The sequence below is a fragment of the Micromonospora sp. NPDC004540 genome, assembly GCF_040610095.1.
In the GTDB taxonomy this organism is placed as follows: Bacteria; Actinomycetota; Actinomycetes; order Mycobacteriales; family Micromonosporaceae; genus Micromonospora.
The window spans coordinates 13,021-31,788 of sequence record NZ_JBEXLR010000031.1 but is presented as its reverse complement, the minus strand read 5'-3'; the positions used below and the strand labels follow the sequence as shown (position 1 = coordinate 31,788).

The 18,768-nt window shown below is 70.7% G+C and carries 14 protein-coding genes; 8 read left to right on the top strand and 6 right to left on the bottom strand.

The features are described from left to right. Positions 1 to 2 precede the first annotated feature (2 nt). From ABZV78_RS13520 to ccsB, 5 genes are read left to right on the top strand one after another with little or no spacing between them, the layout of a single operon-like run. Complete coding sequence (locus ABZV78_RS13520; RefSeq protein WP_355638313.1) at positions 3 to 650, top strand: histidine phosphatase family protein; 648 nt, start codon at positions 3 to 5, stop codon at positions 648 to 650. Beyond that, positions 650 to 1,222 (top strand): TlpA disulfide reductase family protein, encoded by a 573-nt coding sequence (locus ABZV78_RS13515; protein WP_355638311.1) that lies wholly within the window; start codon positions 650 to 652, stop codon positions 1,220 to 1,222. The genes ABZV78_RS13520 and ABZV78_RS13515 overlap by 1 nt, the downstream gene beginning before the upstream one ends. After that, positions 1,222 to 2,061 carry a cytochrome c biogenesis protein CcdA gene (locus ABZV78_RS13510; RefSeq protein ID WP_355638309.1) on the top strand — a complete coding sequence of 280 codons (840 nt, stop codon included), beginning with the start codon at positions 1,222 to 1,224 and terminating at the stop codon, positions 2,059 to 2,061. The genes ABZV78_RS13515 and ABZV78_RS13510 overlap by 1 nt, the downstream gene beginning before the upstream one ends. Further along, the gene (locus tag ABZV78_RS13505) at positions 2,061 to 3,680 is read left to right on the top strand and encodes a cytochrome c biogenesis protein ResB (protein ID WP_355638307.1); all 1,620 of its coding nucleotides are present in this window, start codon (positions 2,061 to 2,063) and stop codon (positions 3,678 to 3,680) included. The genes ABZV78_RS13510 and ABZV78_RS13505 overlap by 1 nt, the downstream gene beginning before the upstream one ends. Continuing rightward, positions 3,680 to 4,663, top strand: coding sequence for a c-type cytochrome biogenesis protein CcsB (ccsB, locus tag ABZV78_RS13500; protein ID WP_355638305.1), 984 nt, complete (start codon positions 3,680 to 3,682; stop codon positions 4,661 to 4,663). Before ABZV78_RS13505 ends, ccsB begins: the two co-directional genes overlap by 1 nt. A gap of 58 nt (positions 4,664 to 4,721) precedes the next feature. On the opposite strand, the gene ABZV78_RS13495 is transcribed toward ccsB, so the two are convergent. The 4 genes from ABZV78_RS13495 to ABZV78_RS13480 form a co-directional block, all read right to left on the bottom strand. Continuing rightward, positions 4,722 to 6,089 (bottom strand): hypothetical protein, encoded by a 1,368-nt coding sequence (locus tag ABZV78_RS13495; RefSeq protein ID WP_355638303.1) that lies wholly within the window; start codon positions 6,087 to 6,089, stop codon positions 4,722 to 4,724. A gap of 99 nt (positions 6,090 to 6,188) precedes the next feature. Beyond that, positions 6,189 to 6,746 carry a hypothetical protein gene (locus ABZV78_RS13490; RefSeq protein WP_355638301.1) on the bottom strand — a complete coding sequence of 186 codons (558 nt, stop codon included), beginning with the start codon at positions 6,744 to 6,746 and terminating at the stop codon, positions 6,189 to 6,191. Continuing rightward, on the bottom strand, positions 6,743 to 7,588 hold the full coding sequence (locus ABZV78_RS13485) for an ABC transporter permease subunit (protein ID WP_355638299.1): 846 nt from the start codon (positions 7,586 to 7,588) through the stop codon (positions 6,743 to 6,745). The genes ABZV78_RS13490 and ABZV78_RS13485 overlap by 4 nt, the downstream gene beginning before the upstream one ends. After that, a complete protein-coding gene (locus ABZV78_RS13480) occupies positions 7,585 to 8,556 on the bottom strand; it encodes an ABC transporter ATP-binding protein (protein ID WP_355638297.1) in 972 nt (323 codons plus the stop codon). Before ABZV78_RS13480 ends, ABZV78_RS13485 begins: the two co-directional genes overlap by 4 nt. 181 nt (positions 8,557 to 8,737) lie before the next feature. Between ABZV78_RS13480 and ABZV78_RS13475 the strand changes: the two genes are divergently transcribed. The 3 genes from ABZV78_RS13475 (at position 8,738) to ABZV78_RS13465 (ending at position 11,815) form a co-directional block, all read left to right on the top strand. Then, entirely contained in the window at positions 8,738 to 9,415 is a 678-nt protein-coding gene (locus tag ABZV78_RS13475) for a response regulator transcription factor (protein ID WP_355638295.1), read from the top strand. Between the two features lie 49 nt (positions 9,416 to 9,464). Then, a complete protein-coding gene (locus tag ABZV78_RS13470; protein WP_355638293.1) occupies positions 9,465 to 10,781 on the top strand; it encodes a HAMP domain-containing sensor histidine kinase in 1,317 nt (438 codons plus the stop codon). Positions 10,782 to 11,038: 257 nt separating this feature from the next. Further along, a complete protein-coding gene (locus ABZV78_RS13465) occupies positions 11,039 to 11,815 on the top strand; it encodes an AfsR/SARP family transcriptional regulator (RefSeq protein ID WP_355638291.1) in 777 nt (258 codons plus the stop codon). 54 nt (positions 11,816 to 11,869) lie between these two features. On the opposite strand, the gene ABZV78_RS13460 is transcribed toward ABZV78_RS13465, so the two are convergent. Both ABZV78_RS13460 and ABZV78_RS13455 read right to left on the bottom strand, forming a co-directional pair. Continuing rightward, positions 11,870 to 14,989, bottom strand: coding sequence for an efflux RND transporter permease subunit (locus tag ABZV78_RS13460; RefSeq protein ID WP_355638349.1), 3,120 nt, complete (start codon positions 14,987 to 14,989; stop codon positions 11,870 to 11,872). Between the two features lie 39 nt (positions 14,990 to 15,028). Beyond that, the gene (locus ABZV78_RS13455) at positions 15,029 to 18,742 is read right to left on the bottom strand and encodes an efflux RND transporter permease subunit (protein WP_355638289.1); all 3,714 of its coding nucleotides are present in this window, start codon (positions 18,740 to 18,742) and stop codon (positions 15,029 to 15,031) included. Positions 18,743 to 18,768: the final 26 nt, after the last annotated feature.

Genomic DNA, 18,768 nt, shown 5'->3' with positions numbered 1-18,768 from the left:
TCGTGAGCGAGACGGTGGTGCACGTGCTGCGGCACGGCGAGGTGTACAACCCGGACGGCATCCTCTACGGCCGGCTGCCCGGCTTCCGCCTCTCCGAGCTGGGCGTCCAGATGGCCAAGGCGGCCGCCCAGGCGCTCGCCGAGCGGACGATCGTGCACGTGGTGGCCAGCCCGCTCGAGCGCGCCCACCAGACCGCCGAGCCGATCGCCGCGCAGTTCGGCCTGCCGGTCGGCGTGGACGAGCGGCTGATCGAGAGCGCGAACTGGTTCGAGGGCAAGAAGGTCTCGCCGGGCGACGGCTCGTTCCGCGACCCGCGCAACTGGTGGGTGCTGCGCGACCCGGTCACCCCGTCCTGGGGCGAGGCCTACCGGGTGATCGCCGAGCGGATGTTCGCCGCGCTGCACGCCGCCCGGATCGCCGCCGAGGGGCGGGAGGCCGTGCTCGTCTCCCACCAGCTCCCCATCTGGACCCTGCGCCGGCACGTCGAGCGCAAGCGGCTCTGGCACGACCCGCGCAGGCGGCAGTGCGGCCTGGCCAGCCTCACCTCGTTCCACTTCGACGGCGCCAAGATCGTCGGCATCGGCTACTCCGAGCCCGCGGCCCACCTGATCGCGATCTCGCCGACCGCCCGGACGGCCAAGGGCGCCTGATGCTCACCCGGAGGGTCGCCGCCGCCCTGCTCGCCGCCGTCACCGCCGGTACGGCGCTGGTCGGCTGCTCCTCCGGCAGCGAAGAGAGCCGCTGCGCGAGCGACGGCGTCACCATCACCTGCGCGCCCGACCAGCGGTCGAAGACTCCGAAGGTGAGCGGTGAACTGCTCACCGGCGGCAGCTACGACATCTCCCAGGCCCGCGGCCAGGTGGTCGTGGTCAACTTCTGGGGTTCCTGGTGCGCGCCGTGCCGGGCCGAGGTCGACGACCTGGAGGCCACCTACCAGGCCACCAAGGCGTCCGGGGTGAGCTTCCTCGGCATCAACGTGCAGGACAGCAAGGACAAGGCGATCGCCTTCGAGGAGGGCCGGGTCACCTACCCGAGCCTCTTCGACCCGGCCAGCCGGCAGGCGCTCAACTTCGACATCCCGCCCAACACCACGCCGGCGACCGTCGTCCTGGACCGGGACGGCCGGGTCGCCGTGGTGATCCGCCGGGCGGTCACCCGGGACGAGCTGCAACCCGTCGTCGAGCGGATCGCGGGCGAGCAGCCCGCCTCCGGATCACGCTGATGGGCGAGACGTTCCGCCAGCTCGCCGAGTCCGGCCCGCTCCTGCTGGCCGTGGGGGCCGCGGCGCTCGCCGGGCTGGTCAGCTTCCTCTCCCCGTGCGTCCTGCCGCTGATGCCCGGCTACCTGTCGTACGTCACCGGGCTGGCCGGGGCGGACCTGGAGGGTCGGGCCCGGACGGCGACCCCCGCACCCGTCCCGGACGAGCCGAGCGGCGGCGGCGTGGCGGTCGCGGCGCCCCCGGCGGCCCGGCCCGCGGCCGCGGTGAAGGGGCGGGTGCTGGCCGGCACCATGCTCTTCATCGCCGGCTTCACCGCGGTCTTCACCGCCACGGCGATCCTCTTCTCCGGCGTGGGCAGGCTCCTCTTCCAGTACGAGCGCACGCTGGAGATCGTCATCGGCGCGCTGGTGGTGGTGCTCGGGCTCGGCTACCTCGGCGTGATTCCCGGCATGCAGCGCGAGTTCCGCATCCGGCGGCTCCCCGCCGCCGGGCTGCTCGGCGCTCCCGTCCTCGGTGCGGTCTTCGCGCTGAGCTGGCTGCCGTGCACCGGGCCGACGCTCGGCGCGGTGCTCGGCATGGCCACCGTCGACGGGCGCACCGACCGCGCGGTGCTGCTCGCCGTGGCGTACTGCCTCGGGCTGGGGGTACCGTTCGTCGTCTTCGGGCTGGGCTTCCACCGCCTGCTCGGGGTGTTCCGCGCCGTCCGGCGCAACAGCCGCTGGGTCACCCGGATCGGCGGCGCGCTGCTGATCCTGATCGGCGTTGCGCTGGTCACCGGCGGTTGGCAGGACTTCGTGATCTGGTTGCAGACGCACGTGGGCGTGGGCGAGGTGAGCATCTGATGACGACCGTGGACGACCGGCCGGCCGCGCCGCCCGCCGGGGCGCCCCGGCGACGGGTCAACCCGGCGCTCGCCCTGCTGCGCAACTCGTGGCGGCAGCTCACCAGCATGCGCACCGCGCTGATCCTGCTCTTCCTGCTGGCGATCGCCGCCATCCCCGGCTCGGTGCTGCCGCAGCGCGGGGTCAACCCGGAGAAGGTCAACGAGTACTTCGTCGACCACCCCGACCTGGCGCCCCGGCTCGACCAGATCGGCATGTTCGAGGTCTTCGGCTCGGTCTGGTTCTCCGCGATCTACCTGCTGCTCTTCACCTCGCTGGTCGGCTGCATCCTGCCCCGGGCCCGCGACCACGTCCGCGCGCTGCGGATGCGGCCGCCCGCGGCCCCGAAGCGCCTGGAGCGGCTGCCCCAGCACGCGGTGCTGGAGGCCCCGGCCGCCGCCGACCCCGAGGCGATCGCAGCGGTGCTGCGCCGGCGCCGCTGGCGGGTCACCGTCCGCGGCAACGAGGTCTCGGCCGAGAAGGGCTACCTCAAGGAGACCGGCAACCTGCTCTTCCACGTCTCGCTGGTCGCCGTCCTGCTCGGGGTCGCGCTCGGCTCGTGGTACGGCTGGCACGGCAACCGGATCCTGGTGTCCGGCGCCGACAACGCCTTCTGCAACACCCGGCAGCAGTACGCCGAGGCGTCGCTCGGCCCGCGGGTGGACAGCGCCGACCTGCCGCCGTTCTGCCTCACGCTGGACAAGTTCGAGGCGGATTACCTGGCGTCCGGCCAGGCGTCCCGCTACTGGGCCACGGTCAGGGTGGACCAGCCGGACGGGTCGACGCGGACCGCCGGCTTCTCGGTCAACTCGCCGCTGCGGCTCGGCTCGGCCAACGTCTACCTGCTCGGCAACGGGTACGCGCCGATCCTGAAGTACACCGACAAGTACGGCCGCACCCAGACCAGCACGGCGCCGTTCCTGCGGACCGGCGACGCGAACGCCACCGAAGAGGGGGTCGCCGCGTTCCCGGACGCGAACGTCGACCCGAAGACCGGGCAGCGCGCCGCCGACCAGCAGGTCGCCTTCGACGGGCTCTACCTGCCCACCGCCCCGGACAGCGCGCCGTTCGTCGCGTCCCAGTTCCCCGCGGAGCGGAACCCGGCGGTGGTGCTGGCCGCGTACCGGGGCAACCTGGGGCTGGACGCCGGCATCCCCGGGTCGGTCTATCAGCTCGACCAGCGGCAGATCAGCAGCGGCAAGCTGAAGCAGATCGGCGACAAGAAGCTGGGACTCGGCGAGAAGTGGACCCTGGACGACGGCAGCACGCTGGAGTTCGTGGGCACCCAGCCGTACATCACCATCTCGGTGCGGCACGCCCCCGGGCAGACCATGATGCTGGTCGCCTGCGCGACCCTGCTTCTCGGCCTGATGGGCTCGCTCTTCGCCCGGCGGCGCCGGGTCTGGTTCCGGGTGACGCCCCCGGCCAGTGGATCTCCGACGAGCGGTAGTAGTTTGGTGGAGGCCGGTGGGCTGCCGCGCACCGAGCATCCAGGGTTCGCCGACGAGTTCGCACAGCTCGTCGCCGCAGTCGGCGACGACGGGCGGGACGACCAACGGGCGCGAGAAGGAGACGAGTGATGTCCGCACTCTCCGACCAGCTGGTCACGTTCGCGATCCTGGCGTACCTGGTCGCGATGATCAGCCACGCCGTCGAGTACGCCCTGGGCAACGCTCGGAAGGTGGCGGTGGCCGCTCCGGCCCGGGAACTGGTCGGCGCCGGCGTCGGCGGCCCCGGCGGGACGGTCGAGGAGCCGGCCACCCCGGCCACCGCGGCCGCGACCCGGGCCGAACGTTCGGCCGCCCGGGCCGCGCTGGCCGGGCGGATCGCCGCCTGGATCACCGCCCTCGCCGCCGCGCTGCACCTGGGCGCGGTGGTCACCCGGGGCATCGCCGCCGAGCGGATGCCCTGGGGCAACATGTACGAGTTCGTCCTGACGGTCACCTGGATCGGGGCGGCGGCCTGGCTCGTGGTGCTCTGGAAGCAGCCGTCGCTGCGCCGGCTCGGGCTGTTCCTCACCCTGGTCATGGTGCTGCTGCTGGCGTTCGCCGAGCTGAAGCTCTACGTGCAGGTCGTGCCGCTGATGCCGGCGCTCCAGTCCTACTGGTTCATCATCCACGTGTCGACGATCATCTTCGCCTCCGGCATCTTCCTGCTGGGCGTGGTGCCCGCCGTGGCGTACCTGATGCGGGCCGGCTGGGAGCGGGGGAAGCGGAGCTTCCCGTACACCCTGGCCCGGCGGCTGCCGGCGGCGGCCGGGCTGGAGCGGCTGACCTTCACCCTGCACGCCTTCGCCTTCCCGATCTTCACCTTCGCGGTGATCGCCGGGGCGATCTGGGCCGAGGCGGCCTGGGGTCGCGCCTGGGGCTGGGACCCGAAGGAGACCTGGGCGTTCATCTCCTGGGTGGTCTACGCGGGCTACCTGCACGCCCGGGCGACCCCGAGCGTCAAGCGCAACGTGGCCACCTGGATCGCCGTCGTGGGCTTCCTGACCATGCTCATGAACCTGTTCGGGGTCAACTTCTTCTTCACCGGCCTGCACTCCTACGCCGGCGTCAACTGAGCCGTCCGCGCTGACCGCCGGGAGCCGCATGGCTCCCGGCGGTCGCGTGTTTTCCGGGTCAGCTCATGGTCACCGGGGCGGCGTCGTTCGCCGGGTCATCATCGACCCGGGGGTAGCCGTCCGCGCGGCGGACCTCGCCGGGTGCCCCGAGCGGGCCGTCGACCCGCAGGTCGAAGTCGAGGAGCCAGGTCTCGCCCGCCGGGAAGACCCCACCGGGCCTGGTGCAGTACCAGCCGCTCGGCACCGTCTCCTCGGTGGCCTCCTCGTCGCCCCCGATCGGCCAGCAGCCCGACGGGGACCTGGTCACCGCCGTGCCGGCCGGCGGCGTGAAGACGAGCCGCGCCGCGCTGTCACCAGAGACGGTGCCGTCCGGCACGCCGGGGCCGGCGTTGCGCAGCCCGACCTGGACCTGGACGGTGTCGCCGGGCACACCGGTGGCCGCCGTGCCCAGGGCGACGACGTCGTACGCCCCATGGATCGCCCGCAGGAAGTACTGGCCGGACGGGGACTGGTGCTCGGGGCCGATCACGTCCACGGCGTCGCCGACCTGGCGCAGCCGCAGCGGCTGGTCGGCGTCCCGCTTGCCGAACGTCACGCCGGTGGGCAGCGGCCCCGCGGTGGCGGTGGGGGCCACGCTCTGCATGATCCGCTTGTCGCCGATCGCGGCCGCCCCGACGGTGGTGGCGAACCCGCCCGGCACCTCGTAGCGGCGGCCGGGGGTGAGCTGGTCGTCGATGGTGCAGACAACGATGGTGCTCAGCTGGTCGCCGGTGCCGTACCGACAGTTGCGGTAGGCGGCGGGTTCCAGCCCCACCGGGAAGCGCAGGGTGATCCGCAGGCCGTCCACGGCCTGATCGCCGGAGCTCACCAACGCCACCGGCATGGCCAGCCGGTCGCCGGTGCCGGCGTTGTCGACGTACCGGTCGACCAGGTCGATCGCGTCCGGTCCGGCGTGCACCGTCACGGTCGCCTGCTGCGCCCAGCCGTCGAGGCCGTCGGCCAGGGTGGTGTAGCTGATGGCGCCGCTGGCACCGTCGGTGGCCCCCGGGGCGGCACGGAGCACGATCGGCATCGTTCCGTTGACCGTGCCCCACTCGTCCGTGGTGGCGTCCGGGGGCATCGGGCAGGTGACCGAGTTGGCGTCGGTGACGCACCAGTCCGGGAAGGTGGCGGTGGCGACGCCGGCCAGCCCGGCCAGGTCGAACGTGGTCCGCGGGTGCAGGGCGTCGGTGCTGCTGCTGACGGAGAGGGCGGCGGTGCGGGCGGGTGCGCCGGCCGCGCCGACGGCGGTGTCGCCGAGCCAGCCGCTCACCCAGCCTGAGCCGGTGTCGGCCGAGGCAGGGGTGGGCAGGGCGGTGACCGCGCCCAGGGCGGCCATCGTGGCGACGCCGGCCTGGATCGCGCGAGAAACGCGCAGTGGTCTCATCGAACTCCTCGAAGGACGGTGGGCCGTCCGGGCTGGTCGGCCGGACGGCGCGCCGATCCTACGGAGACGAGCCGACGAAGGTTGCCCGGGGCGCTGCCGTCAGCCCGTGCGCCGAAGGCGGTACCGGGCGGCCGCGGCCACCAGGCCGAGCAGGACCGGAACGACGATGGCGACCGGCAGGGAGCCCGCTGCGGTGAGAGTCCGCTTTCCGGCCACCGTCACGTGCACGGGCCGGCTCACCACCAGCGGGCCGGAGCCGGCTGTCGAGGCGCCGTTGGGCATGAGCACGACGTAGAGGTCGAAACTGCCGGTGTTGACGGCCTGGAACTCCCAGGACAGCGATCTGCTGCCGCCCGCCGGCACCGCTGCCATCTCCCGGGTCACGTCGGCCGACCAGTCCTCGAGGTCGACGTAGACGCCGTCCAGGCTCGCGACGTTGAGGTGTGCCACCAGCCGGTCGGTCGGTGCGTCGCCCGAGTTGACCACGCGGGACTCGACCGTCAACCGCTCGCCCACGACGGTGCTGAGCCGGTCCTGGTCCAACACGACCTCGACGGCGCCCGGCAGTGGCGGCGGAGCAGCCGCCGCCGGAACGGCCAGGCCGAGGGAAGCCGTCAACGCCAGTAGCAGCCCGGCAAACGCGAAAGCGGTCTTCATTCTCCGCTCACCCCTCCGTGCAGGCGGACGATCCGGTGGCCGGCGGCAACCAGAACGCCTCCGGCCAGGACAGCTGTGACAAGCGGGGACAGCAGGAGGGAGAGATCCCGCGTCCAGGTGTGCCCGGTCACGAGCACCGCCGCCAGGTAGTGCAGCGAGGCGTCGACCGGGTTGAGCCGCACGAGAAGGTCCCCGAACCAGCCCTTCGGGGTCCCACCGGGCAGCTGGGTCGGCGCGAAGAGCGCCAGCAGCACGAACAGGCTCACCGCGAGGCTGACCTTGTTGGAACTCCCCACGGCGCTGATCAGCAGACCCAGCAGGGCGAGCGCGACCGCCAGCAGGGTGCCGACGAGTAGGCCCAGCAGCAGCGCCGCCCCCACGAGGGACACTCCGCGACCGAGCACCCACAGATAGGGCACGCTCACGACGAAGGTCGCGAGCCAGAGCGACAGCGCGGCCGCCAGCTTCCCGACGACGATGGCACGGCGGGAGACGGGGGTGAGCAGCAGGCTCTCCAGCGTTCCCCGCTCCCGCTCTCCGCTGATCGCGTCGGCGCTGACCACGAGCGTGACGAGGACACCGACCGCCACCGCAACCTGCAGCGTGAGGTTCACGGCCTCCCGCTGCTCGAGGAAGTTCAGCACCTGACCGGTTCCGGCGAGGTAGGTCATGACGCTCAGGACGACGCTGAATGCGAAGACCAGTCCGGGACCCCGCCCGCTCCACCACAGGTCGCGGCACTCCTGTTCGGCGACGACCTGCCACCCGGGGCTCTGGCGGCCGACGGGGCCTACGCCGGCTCCGGCATCCCGGACGCGCCCGATGAGACCTGTCCCCGTCATTGCGCACCCTCCCGCGTCATGGCGAGGAACGCGTCGCTGAGTCGCGCGCCCTCGACCTCGAATGACAGGACCGGCACGTCGGCGCTCAGCACCGCCCGGAGGGGGCCGTTCATCCCCGTGTTTGGGCCACCCTGCCGAGTGGCCGGTCCTTCGTTCAGGGAAATCCTGAGGATGTCGGGACGTTCGTCGGCCGGCTCCAAGGTCAGACCGGCGACGCCCGCGAGCGCTTCCCGGGCTCGGCCGACCAGCTCGAGTGGCACCCGCAACTGCGCGTACCGCTGTGCGGCGACGGCCCGCGTGACGTCGCCGACGGTGCCCGAGGTGCGGACCGTGCCCCGGTGGAGGATCAGCACGCTCGTGCAGACCTCCTCGACCTCGTGCAGGGCATGGGTGCTGAGGATGACGGTGGCTCCCCTGCACGCCGCGATGTCGCGGACGATCGCCAGCACCTGGCGCTGCCCGGCGGGGTCGAGCCCGAGCGTCGGTTCGTCGAGAAACACGACAGCGGGATCGTTGACCAGTGCCCGGGCGATACCCAGCCGCTGCCGCATGCCCCGGCTGTAAGTCGAGATACGCGACGAGGCCCGCTCGGCCAGGCCCACCTCCGCCAGCAGCCGCCCGGCGACCCGCTCGGCGTCCGAGCGGGACAGGCCGTACAGCCGCGCGTGATAGCGCAGGTACGCCGTCCCGGTCTGGTGCCCCGGGTAACCGCTGCTCTCGGGCAGCACCCCCACGCGTCGCCGGATCTCGCTCGGCCGGGTGCAGGGCACGCCGGCCACCGAGAAGCTCCCGCTCGTCGGGGCGAGCACCGTGGTGAGCAGTCGGATCGTGGTCGTCTTGCCCGCCCCGTTCGGGCCGAGCAGTCCCACCACCTCGCCCTGTCGTGCCGAGAAGCTCAGCTCCTCGACGGCGGTACGGTCCCCGAACCGCTTGGTGAGCCGCGCAGCCTCGAGTTGCACACCGGCCATCGGCGTCCCCCTGTTCCTGCGGCGCGCGGTGGCGCCGTGCCACCGCGCGGTCCGTCCCCTCAGGACGTCACGGCGAATGTACGGCTGGCCGGCTGAAGGCCGGCTGAATGTGAATCCACGCCGGTGTCCGCGCCGGCCGGCCTTCAGCGGGCGGTCAGCCGGCAGGTGGCACACTCGGAAAATGCGCATCCTCGTGGTCGAGGACGACAAGCATCTCGCCCGCTCGATCAAGCGGGGGTTGGAGGCCGAGGGGTTCGCGGTTGACGTCGCGCTCGACGGCATCGACGGTCTCTGGCGGGCCACCGAGGGCGACTACGACGTCGTCGTCCTCGACATCATGCTTCCGGGCAAGAGCGGCTACCAGGTCTGCGCCGAACTGCGTGAGGCCGGGAACTGGACGCCGATAATCATGCTCACGGCGAAGGACGGCGAACTCGACGAGGCGGAAGCTCTCGACACGGGCGCCGACGACTACCTGTCCAAGCCGTTCTCCTACATGGTCCTGGTCGCCCGGCTGCGGGCGCTGCTGCGTCGCGGCTCGCGGGAGCGCCCGGCCACGCTGAACGCGGGCGACCTGCGGCTCGACCCGGCCGCCCACCGCGCCTGGCGGGGGGACACCGAGCTGTCCCTCACTCCTCGCCAGTTCGCCCTCCTCGAGTTCTTCATCCGGCGCGCGGGCGAGGTGCTGTCCAAGAGCACCATCCTCGACCACGTCTGGGACTTCGCGTTCGACGGCGACCCCAACATCGTCGAGGTCTACGTCCGGCATCTGCGCAGAAAGATCGACGAGCCGTTCGGCCGGTCCGCGATCCAGACCATCCGTCTCGTCGGCTACCGACTGGACCCCGATGGCGGCTGATCGCAACCGGTCCCGGGTACGCCTCACCTCGGTGCGCGCCCGCACCACCGTGGCCGCCACCCTCGTCGTCGGTGTCGCTCTCGTGATCACCGCCGTCAGCCTGGTGGTGTTCCTGCGCCATTCCCTCGTCGAACGGGTCGACGACCTGGCGAAGACGCGTGCCGACGACGTCGCGACGCTGGCCCGTCAGGGCATGCTCCCCGACGAGTTGGCCGTCGAGGGCAATGACGACGGCAGCATCACCCAGGTCGTGGACGGCGCCGGCCGGGTCCTGTCCGTCACCGCCGGGCTGCGCCGCGACCAGTCTCTCGCCCGGTTCCATCCGTCCGGGGCGGGGTCGGAGGCCCGCACGGTCGACGGCCTTCCCTTCGGCGAGGGCGGCGGCTATCGACTGGTCGCGGTGCGGACCGCCACGCCGGAAGGGCAGGTGACCGTCTTCGTGGCGGCGAGCCTCGCCCCCGTCGACGACGCCGTGGAGGTCATCCAGGGCGCTCTGGCCACCGGCGCTCCACTGCTGCTGGCACTCGTGGCGCTCACCACGTGGACGGTCGTGGGTCGCACCCTGCGGCCGGTGGACGCCATTCGGGCCGAGGTCGCCGACATCTCCGAGCGGTCAGTCGCCAGGCGTGTCTCCGTGCCCGCGACGGACGACGAGATCAGTCGCCTCGCGGACACCATGAACATGATGCTCGACCGGTTGGACGCGGCCGCCGAGCGGCAACGTCGCTTCGTCGCGGACGCCTCGCACGAGCTGCAGACCCCGCTCGCGGCGGCCCGCACCGACCTGGAGGTCGCGCTCGCGCACCCCGACAGCACCAACTGGAACGACATCGCGGCCGACCTGCTCGCGGCGAACCGTCGCATGGAACGCCTGGTCCGGGACCTGCTGTTCCTCGCCAGGGCGGACGCCGGCGCCCCTCGCCCCGCAGCCCGTCCGGTCGACCTCGACGACATAGTGCTGTCCGAAGCGGCCCGGATCCGTGGTGGCGGCAGGCTGCACGTCGACACCGGTGCGGTCTCGGCGGCCGCCGTCGACGGGCGTCGCGACGACCTGACGCGGGCGGTACGTAACGTGTTCGACAACGCCGAGCGCTACGCCTCGTCCCAGGTCAGCGTTGAGCTCACCAGCGACGACCGCCGCGTCACCCTGGTGGTCCATGACGACGGGCCGGGGATACCGAGCGAGGACCGCGAGCGCATCTTCGCGCGATTCACGCGACTCGACGACGACCGCAGTCGGCAGAGCGGCGGCACGGGTCTTGGTCTGGCCATCGCGAGGGAGATCATCGAGGCGCACCAGGGGTCGATAGTCGTCGAGGATGCGCCCCGTGGGGCGCGGCTCGTCATCGGCCTGCCCGCGCGCTGAATGACAAGGAAATGTCCGATCCCTGGTGAATGGCACTGATTGACCAGCCAATCAGCCTTCCAGCGTTCACAGCTCGGCCCGGCATTGACAGCTGAGCTTGGACTCTGTTAACCATCGTTAAGGTGGTTTAAGTGGGAATACGGAGAACATGAATAATCGTCCTTAATCGATTCGGTGCAGAGAATAGACGGGGTGATCTGAGACCTGCGCGGCGTGGCGGAGGAGGTGCAGACAGCCTGGCGCAGCTAGGGGGAGCTGTGGAGTTCCGGCTCTTGGGCGAAGTCGAGGCATGGACGGGGGATCGGCCGCTCGATCTCGGACCACGCCAACAGCGACTTGTGCTCGCGGTGCTCGCGTTGCAGGTGAACCGGCTCGTTTCGGTGGACCTCCTGGTCGACCTGACGTGGCCCGAGTCGCCGCCGCACACGGCGCGCCATGCGATCCATGTCCGCGTCTCGCAACTGCGCAACATATTGGCGATGGCCGGGGCGCATCAGGAAGGCATGAAGATCGCCACCCGCGGGACCGCGTACGTCCTGCGGGCCGACCCGATGTCCGTGGACGCCCATCGCTTCCGCGCTCTGCTCACCGCCGCCCGTGCCGAGGCGCACGACCCGGAACTCCAGGCTTCACTGTTGCGGCGTGCGCTCGACCTGTGGCACGGACCCCCGTTGGCCGACGTGACGACGCCGCGGGTCGAAGAGCTGTGCCGGTGGCTGAAGGAAGCCCGGTTGACGGCCCTGGAGGAGTGGCTGAGCGCGGAACTGCGGCTCGGACGGCACGAGGAGTTCATCGACGAACTCGCCGATCTCGTCGTGCAGCATCCGCACCGGCAGCGACTGCTCGCACACCTCATGCTCGCCCTGTACCGTGCCGGCCGCGCCCCCGAGGCGCTGGCGGCCTACCGGCTGGCGCGGAGCCGGCTCGTCGACGAATTCGGACTCGAGCCAGGACCGGAGTTGCAGCGGCTGGAACGCGCGATACTTCGCGGCGATCCGGCGCTCGACCTTCCGCCCGAGTGGCCACCGACGTGAGGTCGCGTCCGGCGGAAAGGCGACCTGTCCCTGGCCGGGAGGAGATCCCGGCCATCAGGCGTGCGACCTACCGAAGCGCAGGTAGAGGGAGGGCAGAACGAACAGGTTCAGCAGCGTCGAGGTGACCAGGCCGCCCAGAATCACCACCGCCATCGGGTGTTCTATCTCGTGACCGGGCAGGCTGCCCTCGATGGCCAGGGGAACCAGGGCGAGCCCGGTCGCCAGCGAGGTCATGAGGATCGGCGAGAGACGCTCTTTCGCGCCACGCAGGACGAGGCCTCGACCGAAGCTCTCCCCTTCCGCCCGCTCGAGATACTGGAAATGGTTGACCATGAGGATGCCGTTGCGGGCGGCGATGCCCAGCACGGTGAAGAATCCCACGAGCGAGCCGAGCGAGAGGATGCCGCCACCGACGTATGCCGCGAGGATCCCGCCAACCAGCGCCATGGGCAGCGTGAGGAGGACGAGGAACGACAGCCGCCAGCTGTTGAAGGCGGTGGTCAGCAGGAAGAGGATCCCGATCACGGCGACGCCGGCGAAAAGCCGCAGCTGGTCCTGGGCGCTCGTCGCCTCCTGGTACTCACCGAGCAGTTGCGGGTGGTAGCCGGGCGGGAAGTCCACCGTCGCCAGGCGGCGTTCCACCTCGGCCGCGACGTCGCCCAACGCCTTCCCCGCGGCCACGTTGGCGCCCACGTTGATGTACCGCGACCCGTTCTCCCGCAGGATCTGGTTGGGCGTGGGCACCATCTTGACCTCGGCCAGCTCACCCACGGCGACCTTGCTCCCGTCCGCCGCGTCCATCAGGAGGTTGCGGACGCCCTCGATGCTGTACCGGGCACTCGGCACGCTCCACACGTGCACCTCGGTGTTCTTGCCGTTCCGCCAGATGTCGCCCGCCTCCTCGCTGGCGATGAACGTGGCCGCCGTTCGGCGTACGTCGCCGGGCTTGATCCCGTACCGTGCCGCCTTGGCCAGGTCGACCTGGACGTCAACCTGAGGAACCGCCGTCTGCAGCGTCACGTGTTCGTCGATGATGCCGTCGATCCCGGCGATGAGGTCCTTGACCTCGGTGGCCTTGTTGCGCAGCACGTCGAGGTCGTCGCCGACGATGCGGACGATGATGGCGTCGCTTGAGCCGGTGAGGACCTCCTTCGTGCGCTCCTTCAGATAGGTCTGCACATCGCGCTGCAGGCCGGGATAGCCGTCGACCACCTTCTGCACCGCGTCGTGAGTCTTGTCGTAGTCGACCTTCGGGTCGATGCTGATCCAGTTCTCGGTGAAGTTCATGCCGACGACCTCGTCGGCCAACGTGCCCTGCCCGATGTGGGCGCCGAAGTTCCGGACCCCGGGGATCGCCCGCAGTTCCCTGCTGACCTGTTCGGTGATGCGGACACTCTCCTCGCGCGAGGTGCCGGGCTGGGTCACCCAGTGCATCAGGAAGTCCCGCTCCTTGAAGGCGGGGAACAGGTTCTGTCCCAGCATCGGCACCACCATGACGCCGCCCGCCAGGACGAGTACGACGGTCGCGTAGGCGACGGCGGGACGCGGGATGATGCGTGCCAGCAACGCGGTGTAGCCGCGCTGGAGCCAGCGCACCAGCGGCGACTCCCGCCGCTCGATCGGTGACCGGGCCAGCAGCATCAGGGCGAGCGCCGGAATCACCGTCAGGGCCACCAGCAGCGAGGCCAGGACGGCCAGCCCGTAGGCGAACGCCATGGGCCGGAAGAACGAGCCGGTGAGCCCGGTGAGCAGGAAGATCGGGACCGTGCTGACCAAGATGATCATCGTGGCCTGGACGATGGGCCCCCGCACCTCCACCGACGCGTCGAGGATGATGGCGGCGGTGGACCTCGTGCTGCCTGCTCGTCGGTGCTGGCGGACGCGGCGCACGATGTTCTCGACGTCGATGATGGCGTCGTCGACGAGCACGCCGAGGGCGATCACGAGCCCGGCCAGGATCATGGTATTTATCGTTGCCCCGGTCCAGTGCAGGACGAGTCCCGCCGCGACGAGGGAGAGCGGGATCGAGACGGCGCTGATCAGCGCGACCCGCCACTCGAAGAGGAAGAGCACCAGGATCAGGACCACCAGGACGAATCCGATGACCATCGCCCGACCGAGGTTCTCGACCGAGGTCTCGATGAAGGTCGCCGGCCGGAAGATCTCGGTGTCGACGTCGAGACCCTGCATCCCGGGCGCCATCTCCGTCAGCGCGGCCTCGACCCCGCGGGTCACCTCGAGGGTGTTGCCCCACGGCAGCTTCTCGACGATGAGCATGAGGCCGGGGCCGTCGTTGATGACCGCGTCGCCGGTGAGCAGGGACGGCGGCATGATGTCGTCCGTGATGTAGGCGACGTCCTTCAGGTAGACCGGCTTGGCGCCCTTCGGCACCTCGATGGGGATCTCGGCCAGTTGCTGTCCGGTCAGGGCGGGCAACTGGTGCTGTACCTGGAGGCGGTGGTTGGGCGTGTCGACCCAACCGCCGGTGCCGATCTCGAACCCGCCGTTGAACTTCAGCTGACCCACGTCCACCGCGTCTCCGGCGGCCTCCATGACCTGGGCCAACGTGACGTTGTGCTTGCGCATGAGCTCGGGATCGACGAGGGCCTGCTTGACGTGCCACCGATCGCCCCAGATGGCCACATTCGCCACGCCGGGTACGCGCATCAGGCGGGGCCGGACCGTCCAGTACGCCTGCAGCGCCATGTCGACGTGGGCAGCGTCGGACTTGTCCGCCTGGGATATCCCGATCTTCATGACCCGGCTGGTCGACGACAGCGGTTGGATCATGAAGGGGGAGTTGGCCCAGCGCGGCAGTCTGGGAGTGATGGCGGTGAGGCGCTCCTGGATCAGCAGGCGGGACGCCATCAGGTCGGTCCCGGGCTTGAAGATCAGGACGATCGAGGAGAGCTGGGAGACCGACTTGGAGCGCATCACGTCCAGGCCCTCGATCCCGGTGAGGCCCTGCTCGAGCGGCACGGAGACCAGCTCTTCGACATCCTGCGCGGACAGTCCGATGCAGATCGTCTGAATCTCCACCCGCGGCGGCGCAAACTCGGGGAACGCGTCGACGGGCATGTCGCGAATCTGCAGGACGCCGAAGAACATCAACATCGAGGCCCCGACAACCACGAGGAACCGGAGCTTCAGGCTCGTTCCAATGATCCAACGCATCATGGTGTGGCGTCCCTACCCTCGTAGCGACTTGATGGGCTACTTGCCGACCCCGAGCTCGGCGCCCCAGAGTTCGATCACGCCGGTCGTCACGATCGACGTTCCCGCCGGCGGTGCCTGCGACAGGAACGCATCCGTCCCGCGCGCCCCGCCCACGGATGCGACCACGACCTTCTCGCGGACGTAGGTCAAGGGCTGGGGAGCCGTGTAGACCCAGGTCACGCCGTTCGGGTCGTAGAGCACCGCCGAGTAGGGCACCACGGTCGCCGGCCCGCCCGGCGGTGCGGTCCGGGCAGCGCCGACGGTGACCGTCGCGATGCCCACCCGGCGGGCCGCCTGCTCGGTCAAGGTCACCTTCTTGGCGTCGCTGCCCGGGATCGCCTCGACCGTGGCGGGGCTCTCCTTGTGGCCACTCGACGTGGTCGAGGCGGGCGTGGTGCAAGCCGCCGCCGAGGCCAACGTGAGCAGGATCGCTGCCATCCACCGACCACTGTGTCGCATGTGGCCGCCTCCCTGTCTGTGCATGGGACCTTCCTGAATCCGCTCGGGCCGCTGCCGGGCGTGTACCAGCTTCCCGGCGCGCCGTGCGCGGCGCGGCCTGGGCGCGGGTGGCGGTCCGGACGGCTCCACCGATTGAGGCCGGACGGCGAACCGCAGGTACAGCACGGGCAGCACGAACAGGTTCAACAGCGCGGTCGTGACCAGGCCACCGAGGATGATCAGGGCGAGCGGGCTCACGATCTCGAGGCCGGCGACGCTGCCGTAGAGCGCCATGGGGACCACCGCCAGCCCCGCCGCCAGCAGGCCCGTCACGGCCGGGATGACCTGCTGCCGCGACCCGAGCTCGACCAGCTCGGCACCGTGCGGGTGACCCTCATCGGCCAGCCGCTGGTACCGCCTGATCTGCAGAATGCCGCCCCGAACGGCCATCGCCAGCACGGTGAGCAGCCCCAGCAGCGCGACCACCGAGACGGCCGACCGGTCGAGGGCCGCCAGCAGCAGGCCGCCCGCGAGTGCGGTCGGTAGGAGCAGGAAGTACAGCGACGCCACCCGCCAGCTACCGAAACCGGCCTGCAGCAGGAAGAAGATCAGGATCACGGCGCCGATCACGAAGGTCCAGACGCGGAAGTCGGACGTTGCCTTTGCCTGGGCCTCTCCGAGCACCTCCAGGTGGTGCTCACGGGGGAAGGTCACCTGCGCGAGCCGATCCTTGGCCTCGCTCGTGACGGCACCCAGACCACGCCCGCGCACGTTCGCGACGACGTCCATGCTGCGGGAGACCTGGTCGTGTGTGATGACCTCCGGCTTCGCCACGACCCGTACGTCGGCGACGTCGGCCAGGCGCACCTGCGTCGGGGCGCCGCCGGGGCCACCCACCGGCGCGTCGATCAGCAGGTTCTGGACGGTGGACGTGTTCTGGCGCACCGCGGGGATGCCCCACACGACAACCTCGAACACCTTCTGGTCGTCGAAGAGGTTGCCGGCAACCGTGGACGAGACGAGGGTGGCGGCGGCCCGGCGTACGTCGCCCGGCTTCAGGCCGTACTTCGCGGCCTTGGCGACGGAGACCTCGATCTCCACGGTGGGCGCGACCTCTGCGGTCCGTACCCGCGGTTCGGTGACGCCGTCGATGGCGGAGACGATGCCGAGGACCTCCTGGGCCTTCTCGTTGAGGACCGTGTAGTCGTTGCCGTAGATGCGCACGATGAGGTCCTCCGTCGCACCGCGGGTCACCACCTCCCGGATCCGCTTGTCCGAGTAGGTGATCAGGTCGCTCCGCACCCCGGGATAGCCGTCCACGACCTCCTGCACGGCGGCCAGGGTTCGGCCGTAGTCGGCCCCCGGGTCGACGCTGAGCCACACCTCGCCCGAGTTCATGTTGACGACCTGGTCGGACGCCAGGGCCCGCCCGGTGTGGGCGCCGACGTTGCGTACTCCCTGGACGGCCCGCAGTTCGGCGCTGAGGGCGCTGGTGATCCGGTTCATCTCCGGTCGGGACGTGCCGGCCGGCGCCTCCCAGGTGATCAGCAGGTCCCGCTCCTGGAGCGTCGGCGACAGCGGTCGCGAACCGAGGAACGGCAGGGCGACCAGGCCCGCCACGACGAGTAGGCCGACCAGGCCGTAGGACCAGACGGGCCGCCGGAGCAGCCGGGGCAGCAGCCGGCCGTACGCCCGCGCCGACACTCGGGCCAGCGGGGACGGGCTGTGCCGCAGCGACGACCGGGAGAGCAGGAGCGTGGCCAGCACGGGGGCGATCGTCAGCGCGACCACCAGGGAGACCACCGTGCCGACCAGGAAGCCCTGCGCGACCGGGGTGAGGAACGCCCCGCGCACCCCGTCGAGGATGAAGAGGGGCACGACCGAGACCGCGGCGATGACGGCAGCGACGAAGAGCGGGCCGCGTACGTCGAGGACGGCGTCCCGGATGGTGCCGGAGACGGGCTCTGCGGAGCCGTCCTCCCGGCGCTGCCGCAGCCGATGCCGGACGTTGTCGACGGCCACCACCGCGTCGTCCACGACGATGGCGAGGGCCATCACCAGCCCGGCCAGGGACATCATGTTGAGGGATACGCCGAACCAGGACAGCACGAGCACCGTCACCGCCACGGCGGACGCGATGGTCAGCAGGCTGACCAGCGCGGTTCGCCAGCTGAACAGGAAGGCGCCGAGCACCAGCAGCAGGAGGACGGCGCCGAGGATCAGCGTGGTGGTGAGGTGGTCGACCATCTTCTCGATGAAGGTCGCCGGCCGGTACACGGTCGTGTCGATCTGGACGTTCGGCATGGCCGGTCGCAGCTCGTCGAGTGCGGCCTCCACGTCCCGGGTCACGTCCGCGACCTTGGCGCCCGGGAACCTCTCCACCACGAGCATGAGGCTCGGAGCGTCCTCGACCACCGCGTCGCCGATGAGGAGTTGGTGGTCCTCGACGATCTGGGTGACGTCGCCGAGCAGCACTCCGCGGTCCTCGGCGCCCTGGACGGTGACCTTGCCGAGATCCGCGGCGGTCTTGATCGGCTGGTTGTGCTGGATCTCGATCCGCTGGTTGGCGGTGTCGATGAAACCGCCGAGTCCGGGAGTCGACGCCTCCACGAAGGTCAGCGGCGAGACCCACAGCGCGTTCGCCGAGGTGCGCAGGACCTGGTCCAGCGTGACGCCGTGCTGCATCAGCTTGGCGGGATCGACCTGCACCTGCAGTTGCCGGTCCCGGAACCCCCAGATGGAAACATTGGCCACGCCGGGCACGCTCAGCAGGCGGGGCACGATCGTCCAGCGCGACAGCAGCGACATGTCGATCAGTGAGCGGTCCTGGGACGACAGCCCGACCATCATGAGCCGACCGGTCGACGAGAGGGGCTGCACCACAAGCGGCGGCCGCGACGAGGCGGCCGGGAGCATGGCGACCATGGTCAGCCGCTCCTGCACGACCTGCCGGGCCCGGATCGGGTCGGTGCCCGGCTCGAACGTCATCTCCATGGACGACAGTCCCGGCAGTGTGCGGGACTCGAGCTTGGCCAGCCACGGGATCCCGTTGAAGAACTCGTTCTCCATCGGGTTGGTGATCAGATTCTCCACCTCTTCGGCGGAGAGCCCGAGCGCCTCGACCTGCACGTCCACCCGCACCGGCCCGAACTCCGGCAGTGCCTCGACCGAGGTGTTGCGAAGCTGAACGAAGCCGACCGCCATCAGGGCGACGGCGACGGCGAGAACGAGCCGTTGATATCTGACGCTTGACCCGACGATCCACCGCATCATGGCCCCGGACCTCCCAGTTGGAGATT

Bases quoted from the DNA above. Each gene is read 5' to 3' on its own strand.
- ABZV78_RS13515 (WP_355638311.1), top strand. From the start codon at position 650: ATGCTCACCCGGAGGGTCGCCGCCGCCCTGCTCGCCGCCGTCACCGCC.
- ABZV78_RS13510 (WP_355638309.1), top strand. From the start codon at position 1,222: ATGGGCGAGACGTTCCGCCAGCTCGCCGAGTCCGGCCCGCTCCTGCTG.
- ABZV78_RS13505 (WP_355638307.1), top strand. From the start codon at position 2,061: ATGACGACCGTGGACGACCGGCCGGCCGCGCCGCCCGCCGGGGCGCCC.
- ccsB (WP_355638305.1), top strand. From the start codon at position 3,680: ATGTCCGCACTCTCCGACCAGCTGGTCACGTTCGCGATCCTGGCGTAC.
- ABZV78_RS13495 (WP_355638303.1), bottom strand. From the start codon at position 6,089: ATGAGACCACTGCGCGTTTCTCGCGCGATCCAGGCCGGCGTCGCCACG.
- ABZV78_RS13490 (WP_355638301.1), bottom strand. From the start codon at position 6,746: ATGAAGACCGCTTTCGCGTTTGCCGGGCTGCTACTGGCGTTGACGGCT.
- ABZV78_RS13485 (WP_355638299.1), bottom strand. From the start codon at position 7,588: ATGACGGGGACAGGTCTCATCGGGCGCGTCCGGGATGCCGGAGCCGGC.
- ABZV78_RS13480 (WP_355638297.1), bottom strand. From the start codon at position 8,556: ATGGCCGGTGTGCAACTCGAGGCTGCGCGGCTCACCAAGCGGTTCGGG.
- ABZV78_RS13475 (WP_355638295.1), top strand. From the start codon at position 8,738: ATGCGCATCCTCGTGGTCGAGGACGACAAGCATCTCGCCCGCTCGATC.
- ABZV78_RS13460 (WP_355638349.1), bottom strand. From the start codon at position 14,989: ATGCGTTGGATCATTGGAACGAGCCTGAAGCTCCGGTTCCTCGTGGTT.
- ABZV78_RS13455 (WP_355638289.1), bottom strand. From the start codon at position 18,742: ATGATGCGGTGGATCGTCGGGTCAAGCGTCAGATATCAACGGCTCGTT.